At 47.6% G+C, this 15,517-nt stretch carries 17 protein-coding genes; 7 read left to right on the top strand and 10 right to left on the bottom strand.

Annotated elements, in window-relative coordinates; all coding sequences use genetic code 11:
- Positions 1-45 precede the first annotated feature (45 nt).
- The gene (gene dsbB / locus ACSBQN_RS06935) at positions 46-576 is read left to right on the top strand and encodes a disulfide bond formation protein DsbB (RefSeq protein ID WP_024473201.1); all 531 of its coding nucleotides are present in this window, start codon (positions 46-48) and stop codon (positions 574-576) included.
- Positions 577-632: 56 nt separating this feature from the next.
- Here the strand turns inward: dsbB and ACSBQN_RS06940 are convergent, their stop codons facing one another.
- The 4 genes from ACSBQN_RS06940 to ACSBQN_RS06955 all read right to left on the bottom strand — a co-directional run bounded on the left by ACSBQN_RS06940 (position 633) and on the right by ACSBQN_RS06955 (position 3,196).
- Entirely contained in the window at positions 633-938 is a 306-nt protein-coding gene (locus ACSBQN_RS06940; protein WP_024473202.1) for a putative hemolysin, read from the bottom strand.
- A gap of 29 nt (positions 939-967) precedes the next feature.
- Entirely contained in the window at positions 968-1,300 is a 333-nt protein-coding gene (locus tag ACSBQN_RS06945) for an SMR family transporter (RefSeq protein WP_004235527.1), read from the bottom strand.
- 97 nt (positions 1,301-1,397) lie between these two features.
- Entirely contained in the window at positions 1,398-2,618 is a 1,221-nt protein-coding gene (locus ACSBQN_RS06950; RefSeq protein WP_354632742.1) for a sugar transporter, read from the bottom strand.
- A gap of 134 nt (positions 2,619-2,752) precedes the next feature.
- Positions 2,753-3,196, bottom strand: coding sequence for a hypothetical protein (locus ACSBQN_RS06955; protein ID WP_236595556.1), 444 nt, complete (start codon positions 3,194-3,196; stop codon positions 2,753-2,755).
- Between the two features lie 356 nt (positions 3,197-3,552).
- Here ACSBQN_RS06955 and ACSBQN_RS06960 point away from each other — a divergent pair, with 356 nt between their 5' ends.
- Positions 3,553-5,121: an ATP-binding cassette domain-containing protein gene (locus tag ACSBQN_RS06960; protein WP_036408111.1), complete on the top strand. Its 1,569-nt coding sequence runs from the start codon at positions 3,553-3,555 to the stop codon at positions 5,119-5,121.
- Between the two features lie 31 nt (positions 5,122-5,152).
- On the opposite strand, the gene ACSBQN_RS06965 is transcribed toward ACSBQN_RS06960, so the two are convergent.
- The 4 genes from ACSBQN_RS06965 to ACSBQN_RS06980 form a co-directional block, all read right to left on the bottom strand.
- Positions 5,153-5,356 (bottom strand): hypothetical protein, encoded by a 204-nt coding sequence (locus ACSBQN_RS06965; protein ID WP_214177196.1) that lies wholly within the window; start codon positions 5,354-5,356, stop codon positions 5,153-5,155.
- Positions 5,357-5,453: 97 nt separating this feature from the next.
- Entirely contained in the window at positions 5,454-6,746 is a 1,293-nt protein-coding gene (locus tag ACSBQN_RS06970; RefSeq protein ID WP_024473207.1) for a phosphoserine phosphatase, read from the bottom strand.
- Positions 6,747-6,968: 222 nt separating this feature from the next.
- Positions 6,969-7,523 (bottom strand): hypothetical protein, encoded by a 555-nt coding sequence (locus ACSBQN_RS06975; protein ID WP_024473208.1) that lies wholly within the window; start codon positions 7,521-7,523, stop codon positions 6,969-6,971.
- A 173-nt stretch (positions 7,524-7,696) separates the two neighbouring features.
- Positions 7,697-8,296 carry a pentapeptide repeat-containing protein gene (locus tag ACSBQN_RS06980; RefSeq protein WP_036408115.1) on the bottom strand — a complete coding sequence of 200 codons (600 nt, stop codon included), beginning with the start codon at positions 8,294-8,296 and terminating at the stop codon, positions 7,697-7,699.
- A gap of 430 nt (positions 8,297-8,726) precedes the next feature.
- On the opposite strand from ACSBQN_RS06980, the gene ACSBQN_RS06985 reads away from it, so the two are divergent.
- From ACSBQN_RS06985 to ttcA, 4 genes are all read left to right on the top strand, one after another.
- Complete coding sequence (locus ACSBQN_RS06985; RefSeq protein ID WP_227989362.1) at positions 8,727-9,020, top strand: hypothetical protein; 294 nt, start codon at positions 8,727-8,729, stop codon at positions 9,018-9,020.
- 921 nt (positions 9,021-9,941) lie between these two features.
- The gene (locus ACSBQN_RS06990) at positions 9,942-10,319 is read left to right on the top strand and encodes a helix-turn-helix domain-containing protein (RefSeq protein WP_024473212.1); all 378 of its coding nucleotides are present in this window, start codon (positions 9,942-9,944) and stop codon (positions 10,317-10,319) included.
- Positions 10,320-10,372: 53 nt separating this feature from the next.
- On the top strand, positions 10,373-10,714 hold the full coding sequence (locus tag ACSBQN_RS06995) for a helix-turn-helix domain-containing protein (protein WP_024473213.1): 342 nt from the start codon (positions 10,373-10,375) through the stop codon (positions 10,712-10,714).
- Positions 10,715-10,905: 191 nt separating this feature from the next.
- Positions 10,906-11,832 (top strand): tRNA 2-thiocytidine(32) synthetase TtcA, encoded by a 927-nt coding sequence (gene ttcA / locus ACSBQN_RS07000; protein WP_024473214.1) that lies wholly within the window; start codon positions 10,906-10,908, stop codon positions 11,830-11,832.
- 273 nt (positions 11,833-12,105) lie between these two features.
- On the opposite strand, the gene zntB is transcribed toward ttcA, so the two are convergent.
- Together zntB and ACSBQN_RS07010 are read right to left on the bottom strand one after the other, a co-directional pair.
- A complete protein-coding gene (gene zntB / locus ACSBQN_RS07005) occupies positions 12,106-13,089 on the bottom strand; it encodes a zinc transporter ZntB (protein WP_004235512.1) in 984 nt (327 codons plus the stop codon).
- 87 nt (positions 13,090-13,176) lie between these two features.
- Entirely contained in the window at positions 13,177-14,811 is a 1,635-nt protein-coding gene (locus ACSBQN_RS07010) for a peptide ABC transporter substrate-binding protein (RefSeq protein WP_024473215.1), read from the bottom strand.
- A 162-nt stretch (positions 14,812-14,973) separates the two neighbouring features.
- Between ACSBQN_RS07010 and tpx the strand changes: the two genes are divergently transcribed.
- Positions 14,974-15,477 carry a thiol peroxidase gene (gene tpx / locus ACSBQN_RS07015; RefSeq protein WP_004239128.1) on the top strand — a complete coding sequence of 168 codons (504 nt, stop codon included), beginning with the start codon at positions 14,974-14,976 and terminating at the stop codon, positions 15,475-15,477.
- Positions 15,478-15,517 lie beyond the last annotated feature (40 nt).

Here is a 15,517-nt window from a genome sequence, read left to right on the forward strand (position 1 = left end):
GTTAGTTAATCTGTTTCTTATTAATCGGATAACCCGGATACAATTATGCTGACTTATCTTTATGAGTGTTCGCGGGGCCGCAGTGCATGGTTTTTACTGATGATCTCCGCACTGGCACTCGACGGTATCGCCCTGTTCTTTCAGCACGGAATGGGATTACAGCCGTGTGTGATGTGTATTTATGAACGTATTGCTGTTCTGGGCATTGCCTTTGCCGGATTCCTCGGCTGGATAGCACCACGCAGCGTTATCATCCGCTGGCTGGCTGTTGCCCTGTGGATTTACAGTGGGATTGCCGGATTACAGCTGTCATGGGAACACACCATGATCCAGCTCTACCCGTCTCCGTTCAATACCTGTGATTTCTTTGTGAATTTCCCGGAATGGCTGCCGCTCAATACCTGGCTGCCGTCAGTGTTTGAAGCATCCGGTGACTGTGCGGTTCAGCAATGGGTGTTCCTGAAACTGGATATGCCGCAGTGGCTTATCGGTATCTTTGCTGTGTATCTGCTGATCAGTGCGCTGGTATTATTATCCCAGTTCATTCACCGCAAACAGCCGCGTCGCCTGTTCTGATCTTACCCAATCAAATAACAGCCGCGTCATCATAACGCGGCTGTTCAGAATATCTTTCACAATACCGACCCGCAACTTCCGGAAAGCAGTGACTGCTGGCTGCAGCGTTTGCCGTTGGCAAACTGACATCCCGGTGTCTGTGCACCGTTCAGCTCGCGGATAAGTGACGGCGTTCCGCCTGCATAGCTGCAGCTGGCACGGGCATCTTCGGTTAAATCAATTAACGGCTGCTGATAGCGCGGGATCTGTTTCTGCTGCACCGTATCCGGTGAACTGCTGCAACCCGCAGCAAAAGCCGCTGCCGCAACAATAACACTGCACAATACCCGCCCCGGGCGGCGGAAAAATGGAACTGATATCATGATTATAGCCTCATAGCTGCGGATGCAGCTCAGTGAACACTGCTTTTCGAGAATAAATTTATCACTAATACACCCGCAATAATGAGAGCCATCCCGATAACTGCGGGTAAATCCAGTTTCTGGTGATAGATAAAATAAGCGGCGGCAGAGACAATCACGATCCCCATTCCGGACCAGATAGCATACGCTATCCCCAGCGGCATCATCCGCACCACCTGAGACAGCGCCCAGAACGACACACAATAGCCGATCACCACCACGACCGACGGTATCAGCCGGGTAAAACCGTCCGCCGCCCGTAACATTGAGGTCGCCACCACTTCCGCACCCACGGCCAGTGTCAGCCACAATAAACCATTCATAAATCACCCGTTCATATCTTTATCACTCAGTAAGGCGGATATTATAAAGAAATCAGAAAAAAAATCCCGCAGCGAAATGGGGCGGGATATGATTAATTTATGTCGGATTATGAGAGGTAATACGGCTTTCCGCTTTCGGCCTTTGTATAAACAAGGCCCGGTAACGACTGAAAACAAACAGTGAAATAAGCACACCCGCCACGGCAAACACCGCCCCTGCATAGCCTATCTCTTCCATTCCCATATGAATAATCACCTGATTACCCAGCAGCGCCCCGCCGCCGATACCGATATTAAAAATGCCCGAATAAACAGACATCGCCAGATCGGTGGCATCCGGTGACAAATCGATCACTTTGACCTGTAATCCCAGCGCGGTACACATCATACCGATACCCCAGACAACACCGAGGATAATCAGCGCGGTATCAGTCACGCGGCTGGTCATCAGCAGCATCAGGCATACCGTCAGTAATGTTATCGCCGCAGGCAGAAACAGCAGCGGCAGCCGGGTGTTGTAACGACTGAAAATAACACTGCCGATAATCCCCGCCGCCCCGAAAACCAGCAGAAACAGCGTGGCGAAATCCTGTGACTTCCCGGCAACGGTCTGCACAAACGGCTCAATATAGTTATAAGCGGTGAAATGTCCGGTTACCACAATCGCGGTCAGTACAAAAATTCCCAGTAACGCCGGTCGTCTGAACAGAACCGGGATACTTTTCAGGGAGCCGGAATGCTCACTCGGCAACAGCGGAAGAAAACGCGCCATCGCCGCCATGGTGATCAACGCCAGGCCGCCGATACAGAAGAACGTCATCCGCCAGCCAACCCACTGCCCGATAACACGGCCAATCGGCAGCCCCAGTACGGTTGCCAGCGCCGTGCCGGTCGCCAGCAACCCCAGTGCCTGGGATTTTTTACCGGGCGGTGCCACCCTGACGGCCAGAGACGCGGTGATCGACCAGAATACCGCATGTGCCAGTGCGACACCGATCCGGCTGACCACCAGCACATCAAAACGCTGTGCCAGCCCGGACACAATGTGACTTATAACAAATACGGTAAACAGCCAGAGCAGTAATTTGCGCCGCTCAATACGCGCCGTCAGCAGCATCAGCGGCAGCGACGTCAGCGCCACCACCCAGGCATAAATGGTGATCATCAGTCCTGTCTCTGCGGGTTGCATCGAAAAACCCGCCGAGATATCACTCAGCAGCGCAACCGGAATAAATTCAGTGGTATTAAATACAAATGCCGCCACCGCAAGTACCATTACCCGCAGCCAGGCCTGATTTCGTGACAGGGTTTCAGTCATTATGGTCCCCCGTAAAGAAAAGCTGTATCGATACAGCTTTTGAGCAGAAAAGTGTGACCATGGTAACACATATGGTTTTCACGGGAAACGCGGGAACAGAAGCAAATGCCCGGCATCATCGCCGGGCAACCGTATTATAACGCGCGTTTTGACTGTTCCGGGATGGCGTCAAAAATCGCTTTTAACTGTGCCTTTTTCAGTGTCGGTCCGACAATACGGACACGGCGGCTGTTTGCCGGATGATAGCTCAGAATATAAGAGTCCGTGGAAAACGAGACCATTAACGCTTTCAGCCCCTTCACTTCCTGTAAGGAGAAATGCCCGCCGTCAAACGGCATTGCCACCACTTTACCGACAGCGATTTTGGATGTCAGTTTATCGCCGTACACTTTAATCACCGGGAACTGCGCGATATAGACATACACCGTCAGACCCAGTGCGGCAGCCACACCCGGCATCCGTGTCTGAAATAAGTATGCCAGTGCGATATAAAGCACAATAACCACAAAGAATGTAATCACACAGGTGATAATCCGGTGTTTCTGATCAACCTGATATACCGTTTCTGCTGAACTCATAACCCATCCTGTTACTGAATTTCCGCTGCCGGAAAATAAAAAAATCTCAAGGCCGGACAGAATAACGAAAATACCGGCGATTGACAGTAACATTCCGGGAAAAAATCATTCCTGCGTACTCTGAGGAAATCCCGGAAACCGGGGGTTTACAATCCGGTATTTATTTGACACCATTGCCGCAGTTCATTTCCCCTGAGGATGTCTGCCGACATGATTTAATTGCCTGAATCCCATTGCTGTATCATCCGCGTTTTTATTAATGCGTTGTTTTGATATCGGGCAGGCAGCTATCCTCGTCATCATTTTCTTTTATATCCGGCATATCCGCCTGCCCCTGTTTATTCAGGAGCTTTTGTATGTCCGTACAATGCCATTTTTCTCACTTATCAGTGACATTTAACGATATTCCGCTGTTTGATAACATCAGCGGTACATTAACCCGTCAGGTTCAGGGGCTGACCGGTCATAACGGGCGCGGTAAATCCGTACTGATGTCGCTGCTCGCACAGCAGCGGCAACCGGCCTCCGGCACGATCAGCTGGCAGGTACCGTTTTATTATGTGCCGCAGCTGACCCGCCTTTCCGGTATCACACTGGCGGATGCACTCGGAACCGCAGAAATTCTGGCCGCACTGCGCCGCACAGAGGACGGCACCGCCACCGCGGAGGATTATGATTTTCTGGCGGATAAATGGGATATGCCGCGACAACAGCAATCCCTGCTGGAAAGTGCGCAGCTGGCGCATCTCCCGGCGGACACCCTCTGCACAAGTCTGAGCGGTGGTGAGCAAACCCGGCTGGCACTCTGCCGCGCCTTTTTGCAGCCGCGCGCCTTTCTGTTACTGGACGAACCCGGAAACCATCTGGATGCCGCCGGACGCTGCTGGCTGAGTGAGCAACTGCGGAATCATCCGGCCGGCGCACTGGTGATCAGCCACGAGCGCCGTTTGCTCGACACCATGCAGCGAATTTTTGAACTCACGCCGTCAGCACTGGAAGAGTACGGCGGCAATTACACCCATTATGCGGAGCAGAAAGCCTTTCAGCTCAGCGCATTACAGAGTGAAGAAAAACAGTTACAGTCGCAGCTGAACAGAGAAAAAACGGAGTTGCAGCGCACACTGGAAAAAAAGGCGCAGCGCCGCCGTCAGGGAGAGAAAGTCCGTTTATCCGGCTCCTCCTCTGCCCTGCTGCTGGATATGAAAAAGAATAAAGCAGAGAAACAACAATCAAAAATAACCGGCCGCCATGACCGGGTTATGACTCAGCGGGACAGTCAGCGCCGGGAGGTGAATGAGAAAATACAGCATATCACCCCGCAGATGCTGGCCTTTAATTATACCGGAGAGCAAAAACGGGTGCGGATCAATGCCCGTGATCTGATTTTACCGTCCGGCACACAGGAGCCGCTGTCGCTGACTATTTCCGGCGGTGAACACTGGCATATTGCCGGGCGCAACGGCTGCGGAAAATCCACATTACTGAAAGTACTGGCGGGCCTGCTCACTGTAAAATCCGGGGATTACTCCCTGCACGGCCGTCTGCGATATCTGGATCAGCATCTGGCGCTGCTGAATAAAGCCCTGCCGGTCACAGAAGCACTGTGTGAGTTTGATCCTGCCATTCCGGCACAGACCTGGCGCACCCATCTCGGGGCATTGCGGATCAGGGGTGATAAGGGGTTAATTCCGTTGTCACAGTTAAGCGGCGGTGAACAGCTGAAAGTTACATTGCTGGCATTAACATTATCCGAACCTTTGCCGGATATTTTATTGCTGGATGAGCCGGATAATCATCTGGATCTCGATTCCAGGTTATTACTGGAAAATGTGCTGCGCAGTTATAAAGGGGCATTATTACTGGTCAGTCATGATGAGGCATTTACTGAAAATTGTGCCATTACCCATACACTGGCATTATCCTGAAAAATAATACGGCGGTAATCCCGCCGTATTACTACAGTTTACAGATATTCACGATAACATAACGTGCCGCGTTAATATTATACTTTGCCGCATCGGCGGCAGCGGCATTGTTAAACAGCGCGATAAAACGTTCCGCTTCCGTTCTGCTGATATCGGTATTAATAGCCACATGGCTGCGGAATAGTACCGAGCCGGTTAACCCCAGACCTTCATAACACACAATATATTTATCCATATCCTTCTGAATTCCTTATAATGATATCTATTTACTATCATAGTGTGTATTACCGGCCGGGGTTATCAGTATTTCCTTAAATTGACAGCCAGTGCTGTTATTTTAACGCCCGCCCTTCTTTGGCACCCAACGGGGTATGAAGCTGTGACGGTACAAATACACCGGTGCTGTCATTACGTCCCTGCAATAATACTTTGGCATCCTTTTGACCGTGCTCTTTAACTGCCTGTTTTGATAACTGCCCGATAATGCTATCCGGTGAACGCAGGCGGTTAATAATCAGCACCACATCCGTATCAGGGAAGTCAGACATCATATTCTGGTCGCCTTCACTGTCACCGGCGACTAATAACGGCCCTTTACCGGCATATTTATCCTGAATAAACTTACGGATAGTCTCTGTTTTCCCTTTGCCCTGAGTCTGCGGATAAACCGGATCCAGATCGGATGTCAGTTTATTATCTTTGGTGCGCAGTAAATGCATGGCAAATACCTGTGACTCCGGTACAGAATACGGCGGTTGTGTGACAATCGATTTAATCACTTCCAGGTTCGATGCGGAAATCACATAGACATCAATACCGGATTTTTGCAGCACCTGATACAGATCCTGCATTTCCGGCACCAGACGGAAACCATTATGCCAGTCAATTTCAACAATACCCGCCTGTCCCGGTAACGATTCAGGGCTTTCCCATACCACGCCTTCAACCGGCTCTGATTTCTGCCATTCAATGGTTTTAGCGGTAATATCCGCAACCTGCTCCGGTGTCATATTCATAAATAAATAGGTGACCCACGGATAGGAAACGGCATGATCAAATGTGCCGCCGATTGCCGCATATAAATAGCGCATTTTGGTGATGAAATTCTGATAATGCGGCGATTTTTTAATTTCAGACAGCGGCTTATCACCCTTCAGACCATCATAGTTGTCATACAGCCACTGGTAACTTTCCAGAATATCAGCTCCGACCTTCTCAATATTGACCGGTTTACCATCTTTATTGTTGAACTCAGCGGAAAAATTGCCGGCCGGAATATCTTTGAAAATAACAGATTTCAGTTCCTGCGGTGTCATGGCAAATAACAGGTGTTCAAGCTGATAAATCATCACCGCTTCTTCAATATCCAGAAATGCCGTGGTGTTATCAAAGTCAAACACCGCATAATAGGTATGTGCCGGTGATTGTTTTGCTTTGGCGATCATGGCATCCAGGCGCTGTTTATTAAAACTGTCCCACTGCCCCTGCTGTAACACCGCTATTTCTGTCACAGCCTGCGGTGCGGCAGCGGCATTCAGGGAAACAGTCTCAGCCTGTGCAGTCATATTCAGTGACAACATACCAACAGCCAGTGCAATTGCACTGTAACGATTAATAAATTTCATTGATAATCCCCTTTGAAATAAAAAAACTGATAAAAGGGATACCACAGGCTATTTTTTTGCTGTATCAAAAATCAGCAACGGATGACATTAAGCGAAACTGATCACACTCTTTTACCGGGAGTGTCAGGAAATATGCTGATGACACCGGGTTACCATACCCGGAGAATAAGGAAGGAACGGTGCTGAATCATAGTGATAATATTCAGCACCGCAAGTACCTGTTTATTTCAGTGTATACATGGTCAGCACAGTATAAGTGACATCTTTTTCATCATTTATCTGTACCAGATTGGCATTACTGACCACGCCCACCACAACCTCGGTATCTTCTGATTCATATTTGCGCTTAAACTGACCGATTTTTCCCTTGGCGACTTTTGCCAGGAACGGCGTTTTGCGATCATATTCTTCATTTATCCCGGCCGGTTTGCCGTAGATTTTCTCCATCTCCGCATTTACTTTATCGTACTCATTCAGTAATGCGGCCTGATCATGGCTCCAGACACCAAAACGGGATATTGCATTTAATTTTTGCCCTCCCGGTGAAAAGACCATCATAAAGAATTGCTTTTCAACATCCGGTGATGCCAGTGAGCTGCATAATTGCCCGCCATCACGGGTTTTTGTGCAATCAAAATCGTCCAGATTCAGGGCTTTTAATTCTGCGGGCGTCTGCCCCCATGTAAAGCCCCAGGGTGCTTCCGGTGTTTTACTTCCGGTACCTGCGCAGCCGGATAATAATGCGGCCATAATCCCTGACAGAATAAATTTTCTCATTGCCCCGCCCGTATACATTGAGTTACTTATCACTGATCATACCAAAGACCGGCAAGTGACCAGAAGCCTTACTGTCGCTTTATTCATCAAAATCAGATTTGATGAAGATATTACTGCGTAATTATACGCGTTATTCAGCAGATATCCGGTATATATACCCGGTGTCGCACGATTTAATCAGCCAGACGGATATCAAGCACCCGCAGCAGATTCAGGGCTTCGTATGCGGAAAATGTGGCTTTGGCAGTTTTGTTTTCACGAATATCGATATAAAAAGAGTGAGAACCGCAAAGATCCGCCCCTTCCAGATTAGTGTGCATAAACAGCGTGTCGGTTAAATCGCAATCCTGCATGACAGATTTATTCAGCTCCGCCTGTCTGAAATCGGCATTATGGATCCGGCAGGATTCAAAGTGCGATTCATGTAATCTGAGGTCAAAAAAGTTATTACTGTCTAAAATACACTCTTTAAACACCAGCTGAGAATAAAAATCAAACTTCGGCCAGTATGCTTTTGTCCAGTCAATACCAATCATTTTCGTTCCGGTAAATTCAGTGCCGGAAAACCGGGTTTCCGGAACTGCCAGCAGACTCATATTGCACTGCTCAAACACACAGTCAGTGAAACGGCACTGCTGCGCAACCGCCGAGCTGAAATCACAGCGGATAAATGTGCAGTCCTCAAACACCACACCACGGATTGTCTGATCACTGAGATCGGCTTTTTCAAACCGGCTGCCGGTATACTCATGATTATTCTCAATAACTGTCATTATCCCTCTCCGCCGGTGTATTGTTTTATTCTCAGTTGCTCCCTGTAAATCTCCTGATTTTCACGGATAGTATTTACTGTACTGTTTTTATAAGGATCATCGTTATTCTTTTCATATTTTTCCGGTTGTGTACCAGGTGAAACACATCCGGACAGAACCAGTACAATAAACAGGCTCAGTATTTTTTTAGTCACTCTGTTATTCCTTTTAATAATATGGCTGCGTGAATAAACGTATATTACGCACCAATACGTAATCTGTATTGGTATAATTTGACCATTTTACACAACATTCAGATTATTCTACCTTTTAAAAAAAGGGAAATGCTGTAAACCTTCACACCAGCATAAATCATATGATTTTCGTAGATGAGGTAAGTATGTCTGTCAGCAATAAGACTGTTTATTCTGTATGCTCCAGATTAACCCTGATGGTTATGAAGCTGACCGGCCTTGAGCGGGTTATTACTGTCGGCCAGTATTTTGAGCGGGCAACAGATAAATCACTCCTTCAGCGACTGATTGAAGAAAACAGAGATCTCAGCACACCGTTCTCAGCACTGGATAAATCAAACAAGGACTGCAAAATTGAGCTGATTGAATATCTGAATACAGCAATCCGTGAGTACGCTGCATCCGAAATAAAGGAAAACTACGCTGCACTGAAAAACGGTAATCTGCTGGTTGTAAAAACATTCAATACGATTATGCAAAATCACGCTTAAATTTTATCCGTTCTCATGGCTGTCACGGGGATCTGTTGTCAGCCATGACATATATTCAGATGACCTCACTGATGCATTGAATGATTAAAAGAAGGTAATAACGAATAATATCGCAGGTTTTTATTACTTTCACCTCAAATAGTTGCGTTATTGTTATAATTGTTTCAATCCAGATATAAACAAGCGTTTAATTTTTCCTCTCTATAACGAATTATCATTTTTAATAAACAATGCTCCGGTATGAACGGAAAAGAACAAAAAGAGAATATTATTATCAACACAATGAAATAAAAGATATTTTTTAGTTAATCATGACTCATAAAAGTAAAGAAAAACAAAACATTAAGATATTAAAACTAAAGATATTGATGCTTTTGCCGTTATCTTTTCGATCCCCCGGCAGATATCTGATTTTTACAATTACACATCTTTTTGTGACGAACAGAAACACCGGGTCACACACTCCGTAAGTCTTTTAGTTTTACTTATAACCATATAATTATCTTCATAAAGGCATACTGATGTCGTAAATGTTGATATATTCCATTATTATAATTACAAAAAGAATATCATCATATTGTTTACCTCCCGGCGAAACCCGCAAAATGTGTATAACTACACCACGAAAGTGTTATTTATCCCGCCATCGGACAATGTCTTTATTTTTTCTTAAAAATCAAATAAATACACAATGGGCCAGACTAACGCTTTCCTTTCTTATACACATTGCAGTATCTGTATATTTTCAGTTTTTAATTTTACTTTTTATTTTTTTGTACACTTTTATTGCGAATTTTATTTATTGACAACCATTATAAGGCTTGCATATTATGCACAATATACTGTTTTTGCCTTACAGATATTTCCTATAATAGTATTTAAAATATACATTAAGTTTAATGACGTCCTGATGGTATCTTTATGCAGCCCGATAATTGCCACGCACTTAGTTGTCAACACCAGGTCTTTAAAAAGGAGCTTCATGCAGTTATAGGCCAGGAAATTAAAATATTACGAAAATCAAAAGGTATCACCGGCCATGAGTTAGGCTCAATAATACAGTTATCGCAGCAGCAGATATCCCGTTACGAGAATGGTGACAGTGCTATTCCGCTGGATACACTGATATTAATACTGCGTATTTTTAATATATCGCCGGAGAAATTTATACACAGAGTATTATTTATCTTAAACAGAGACCCGGATTCAAAAAAACTATTATCCCATATGTCGAATCATCTTAATTCTTATACTGACGGCAGTTATCTGGGAACATTTGAACAATATAAACATAATTAACATAATTACTATATTTAAGATTACACACAGCATTTTATTTAAGGGCATAGCATATGAATGAGAGAGAAATCAGCCTCTTTATCGGTCAGCAAATTTCACGGAAAAGAAAATCGCTGGGATTATCAGGTATGGCGCTTGCTGAATTACTGGGTTTAAGTCAGCAGCAAATATCCCGCTATGAACAGGGCATTACCAATATAAGAGCCAGCACATTACTGCAAATCGCTTTTTTGTTTAATGTTGACGTGAAAAGTTTTTTTACTGATTGTATCGAAAAAAACAGCAAACTGAGTTCACTTAACTATAAAGAGAAAAAGAGTCAGGAAACAGACTATGACACGATCACTATTGACATGAAGAACAGAGGAAGGGGTAAAATCCGCAGTAAAAAATAACCACACCAGAGAGTACCAACAGCCAGCCCCCGTCATCCCGGATCATTCCGTTCCGGGCTGCCATCCTTTTTAATCCATACGTATCCGAATCCCCCGTCCTTCTGCTATCATTGCGTCCTTATTTCAGATTTCCGTTGCCGTGCGGCCGGCCTGACACAGGCACCAGCCAAACCCGTTAAGAACAGTAAGACATGAATACACCGAAAGAACAGTACAACATCAATAAGTTGCAAAAACGCCTGCGCAGCCATACCGGCAAAGCAATCGCAGATTTTAATATGATTGAGGACGGCGACCGCATCATGGTTTGCCTGTCCGGCGGCAAAGACAGTTACACCCTGCTTTCCATTCTGCAGAGCCTGCAGCAAAGCGCCCCCATCCGTTTTTCCCTGGTGGCGGTGAATCTCGATCAGAAACAGCCGGGTTTCCCTGAGCATATTTTGCCGGAATATCTGGAAAAACTGGGCGTTGAATATAAAATCGTCGAAGAAAATACCTACGGGATTGTGAAAGAGAAGATTCCGGAAGGGAAAACCACCTGTTCCCTCTGCTCCCGTCTGCGCCGGGGTATTTTGTACCGCACCGCGACTGAGCTGGGGGCAACAAAAATCGCCCTTGGCCACCACCGCGACGATATTCTGCAGACCCTGTTCCTGAATATGTTTTACGGCGGCAAACTCAAAGGCATGCCGCCGAAGCTGATGAGCGACGACGGTAAACATGTGGTGATCCGCCCGCTGGCCTATTGCCGTGAGAAAGATATTGAGCGTTTCGCCGAAGCCAAAGGGTTCCCGATCATTCCGTGTAACCTGTGCGGCTCTCAGCCGAACCTGCAGCGTCAGGTTATCAAAGATCTGCTGCGCGACTGGGATAAACGCTATCCGGGCCGGATTGAAACTATGTTCCGTGCCACACAGAATGTCGTACCATCACATTTATGTGACACTGAATTATTCGATTTCAAATCTATCCATCACGGCAGTGAAGTTGTCGACGGCGGTGATCTCGCGTTTGACCGCGAAACTCTGCCTGTTCAGCCGGTATGGGAAGATGAGGATGATGACGGCGATAGCACGGATTTCACAGAATTACGTCTGGATGTGACGGAAGTGAAATAATCACGCTGTTATAGTGCCGTGCCACGGAGGGCGCGGCCTGAATACTGACGGGTTTGTTTCAGGCAAAAAAAAACCGATGTATAAAATACACCGGCATGATAATGGTCAATATTCTGTATAAGAACTCAATATGAGAAAAACTACAATTATGGAGCACAACGTTCATCGCTCAACGTTGTATTCACCTGCGGGAGTAATAGTGCCCTAACCGGGCGTGGTATTTCTTGATATAGCTCAAGTCCGGTACGTAAAATCATATAAAAATACACGTTTTTACAACCAGTTACTCTTACGTAACCACCAGGCAACAAATCCGATAACACCCGCCAGTCCCACACAGAACAAACTGAAGGCAAACGGGAAATCGCCCCCCGGGATCCCGCCGAGGTTGACCCCGAACAATCCGGTCAGAAAGGTTGTCGGCAGAAAAACCATCGCCAGCAGCGACATGGTATAAGTACGCCGGTTCATCGCATCCGCCATCATATTGGTGATTTCATCCGAGATAACCGATGTCCGCGCGATACAGGAGTCAATATCGTCAATAATCCGCCCCAGGCGGTCACTGACATCCGTCAGCTGATGTCTGTCCTGCTCTGAGAGCCAGGTGTAACGCTCGGAGGCCAGCCGGGAAAATACATCCCGCTGCGGTGCCATGTAGCGGCGCAGGACAATCAGCTGCTTGCGCAGCAGTGCCAGCTCCCCGCGTGCCGGAATATGCTGATCGAGTATCGCATCTTCCATATCAATCAGGGTATCGTGCAAGTCCTCAATAAAATCTGCCACTTCGTCGGTAATGCAGAACGCCGCTTCCGCCAGCCATTCTCCGGTATTTTTTGCGCCTTCACCGTTTTGTAAATCATCCTGAATGGTCTGAATGGAGTGCACTTTACGGTGGCGGGTGGAGATAATATAACTGCCGCAGATCCAGATACGGAATGCCACCAGCTGATCAGGCCGGTCGCCGTCATTATTGTTGATGGTTTGCAGGGTAATTAATGCACCCTCACCAATACGGAGTGTCCTGGGGCGGATAACATTGTTTGTCAGCCCGTCACGCGCCTGCGGCGGCAACAGCTCCGTTTCACGCAGCCAGCGCTGGTTATCCGCGGATAAATAGTCCAGGTGCAGCCACACCGGTTCTTTTATCCCGGCAACGGCGTTGACATCCACCGGCGTGCAACCGCCTTCTCCGTCAAACTGTACCCGGCAGATGGGATCTGTTCCCTGAAAAGCGGATCCGTACAAAGCGCTCATGCGTCTCTCCCCATTGTCCGTGAAAACAGCTGCTGAGTGTGTTCAGCCGGTTCCTGCCGCCGTCCGCAGCAGGAACCGGAGGCTGGCTTAGTGTTTAATAATATAGAGATTATGGCTGTATGCCACATCTTCCGGATTATTGACCGGATATCCCTTCAGCCACGGTTTAATCAGACGGCCGTTAGTGTACTGGTAGATTGGTGCTATCGGCATGTCTTCCGCCAGCAGTTTTTCGGCGTCGTTATAGTCGGTATTACGGGCGTTATCATCTGTTTCCAGCGCAGCGGTTTTCAGCAAAGCGTCATATTTTTCATTATGATACTGCGCGATATTGCCGCTGTGTGTACTGGTCAGCAGAGACAGGAAGGTTGACGGCTCGTTGTAATCCCCGACCCAGGAGGCGCGGATCACATCAAAATTGCCGGTATTGCGGCTGTCGATATAGGTTTTCCATTCCTGATTGACCAGTTTCACTTCCGCGCCCAGTTTTTTCTTCCACATCGAACCGACGGCAATGGCAATTTTCTGATGGTTTTCCGAACTGTTATACAGCAGGGATAATTTCAGCGGATTATGCGGCCCGTAACCGGCGGCGGCCAGCAGGGTTTTCGCCTGGCTGTCGAGCTCATCCTGTGTAAATTTCTGGTACAGACCCGGTTCCGGTGTAAACCCGGCGGTGACATCCGGCGTGAAATGCCAGGCCGGTTTTTCGCCTGTACCCAGCACTTTCTCTGCGATCACTGCGCGGTCAATGGTCATGGAAAGCGCCTGCCGCACACGCGGGTCGTTTGTCGGTGCACGCTGTGTGTTAAAGGCATAATAATAGGTGCCGAGCTGATCCGGGATATAAATCTGATCCGGAATCGCCTGTTTCAGTTTCTGATACTGGTTTTTCGGGAAAGACTCTGTGATATCGAGGTCATTGGACAGATAGCGTTTGGTGGCCTGGGATTCATGGTTAATCGGTACAAAGGTAACCGATGTCAGCACCGTGTGTTTGTGATCCCAGTAATACGGGTTCGGTGTCAGAACAATTTTCTCATTCACCACCCGGTCATGCAGGACAAATGCCCCGTTGCCGACCAGATGCCCTGTGCGGATCCAGCTGTCGCCGTATTTCTCAACAGCAGCACGATTGACCGGGAAAAGGCTGAAATTGGCCGCCAGGCCCGGGAAATACGGCACAGGACGGTCTAACGTAACCCGCAGTGTCCGGCTGTCAGCAGCTTCAACGCCGAGGGTTTCCGGCAGCATTTTTCCGTCAATAATCGCCTGTGCATTTTTAATCCCGGCCAGCGGTGCAAACCAGGCGAAGGTAGAGAGATTTTTCGGGTTCACCAGGCGCTGCCAGCTGTAGACAAAGTCCTGTGCGGTCACCGGTGAGCCGTCTGACCAGCGGGCATCGTCACGCAGGCGGAATGTCCATACCTGATTGTTGCGGGTCTCCCAGGAGAGAGCGACACCGGGCACCGGTTTGCCGTCCGCACCCTGGCTGGTCAGCCCTTCAAATAAATCACGCAAAATCTGGGCTTCGGTCAGACCGACCGCTTTAATCGGATCCAGAGACGCGGGTTCATCCTTCAGATGACGATAAACAGATTGTTCTTTTGCCAGCTGTGTTCCTGCGGGGATCTCCGCCGCCGTTGCACAAAACAGTGAAGAAAACGTGAAAAACGTCCCTGCAAGAAGTGCGGAACGGGAAAATTTTGCTGGCCTGAACATAACGGGCGCCTTGTATTAAAAATGGTAAACCGATAGATTATCTGATGATTACCGAAACACAACAACCGGATATTACATTTTTATTAACGATATCCGGTGAGAAAACACCTGCCAGGTATTATTTATACCAACAATTATGAGCCCGTTCAGAGGATGATAAAAATGACACAAACTGTAAAACTTCAGGGTAATGATGTTCTGGTTTACGGCGCACTGCTGCGTGCCGGTGAAAAAGCCGTACCATTTAAATTAGTCGCTAATGATTTGTCAGATGTCCAGCTCACCAAATTCGCCGGGAAGCGTAAGATTCTGAATATATTCCCGAGTGTGGACACCGGTGTCTGCGCCGCCTCCGTGCGCAAATTCAATGAAACTGCCGCAAAACTGTCCAATACCGTGGTGTTATGTATTTCCGCTGATCTGCCGTTCGCGCAGTCCCGTTTCTGCGGCGCGGAAGGTATTGAGAATGTGGTGATGCTCTCCACCCTGCGTGATCCGGAATTCCGTGAAAATTACGGTGTCGGTATCGGCAGCGGCCCGCTGGCCGGTCTGTGCGCCCGTGCGGTGATCGTGCTGGATGAGAATGATACTGTGATTTACAGCCAACTGGTCGGTGAAATCACCGAAGAGCCGGATTATGACAGCGCACTGAATGCACTGAAATAAGTTACCCGTATCTGTAAAAAAACCCCGCTGCCGGTGACGG

Source organism: Morganella sp. B601 (assembly GCF_051172335.1).
GTDB classification, from domain to species: domain Bacteria; phylum Pseudomonadota; class Gammaproteobacteria; order Enterobacterales; family Enterobacteriaceae; genus Morganella; species Morganella morganii.

Coding starts and splice junctions, on each gene's coding strand:
- dsbB (WP_024473201.1), top strand. CDS start 46: ATGCTGACTTATCTTTATGAGTGTTCGCGGGGCCGCAGTGCATGGTTT.
- ACSBQN_RS06940 (WP_024473202.1), bottom strand. CDS start 938: ATGATATCAGTTCCATTTTTCCGCCGCCCGGGGCGGGTATTGTGCAGT.
- ACSBQN_RS06945 (WP_004235527.1), bottom strand. CDS start 1,300: ATGAATGGTTTATTGTGGCTGACACTGGCCGTGGGTGCGGAAGTGGTG.
- ACSBQN_RS06950 (WP_354632742.1), bottom strand. CDS start 2,618: ATGACTGAAACCCTGTCACGAAATCAGGCCTGGCTGCGGGTAATGGTA.
- ACSBQN_RS06955 (WP_236595556.1), bottom strand. CDS start 3,196: ATGAGTTCAGCAGAAACGGTATATCAGGTTGATCAGAAACACCGGATT.
- ACSBQN_RS06960 (WP_036408111.1), top strand. CDS start 3,553: ATGTCCGTACAATGCCATTTTTCTCACTTATCAGTGACATTTAACGAT.
- ACSBQN_RS06965 (WP_214177196.1), bottom strand. CDS start 5,356: ATGGATAAATATATTGTGTGTTATGAAGGTCTGGGGTTAACCGGCTCG.
- ACSBQN_RS06970 (WP_024473207.1), bottom strand. CDS start 6,746: ATGAAATTTATTAATCGTTACAGTGCAATTGCACTGGCTGTTGGTATG.
- ACSBQN_RS06975 (WP_024473208.1), bottom strand. CDS start 7,523: ATGAGAAAATTTATTCTGTCAGGGATTATGGCCGCATTATTATCCGGC.
- ACSBQN_RS06980 (WP_036408115.1), bottom strand. CDS start 8,296: ATGACAGTTATTGAGAATAATCATGAGTATACCGGCAGCCGGTTTGAA.
- ACSBQN_RS06985 (WP_227989362.1), top strand. CDS start 8,727: ATGGTTATGAAGCTGACCGGCCTTGAGCGGGTTATTACTGTCGGCCAG.
- ACSBQN_RS06990 (WP_024473212.1), top strand. CDS start 9,942: ATGCAGCCCGATAATTGCCACGCACTTAGTTGTCAACACCAGGTCTTT.
- ACSBQN_RS06995 (WP_024473213.1), top strand. CDS start 10,373: ATGAATGAGAGAGAAATCAGCCTCTTTATCGGTCAGCAAATTTCACGG.
- ttcA (WP_024473214.1), top strand. CDS start 10,906: ATGAATACACCGAAAGAACAGTACAACATCAATAAGTTGCAAAAACGC.
- zntB (WP_004235512.1), bottom strand. CDS start 13,089: ATGAGCGCTTTGTACGGATCCGCTTTTCAGGGAACAGATCCCATCTGC.
- ACSBQN_RS07010 (WP_024473215.1), bottom strand. CDS start 14,811: ATGTTCAGGCCAGCAAAATTTTCCCGTTCCGCACTTCTTGCAGGGACG.
- tpx (WP_004239128.1), top strand. CDS start 14,974: ATGACACAAACTGTAAAACTTCAGGGTAATGATGTTCTGGTTTACGGC.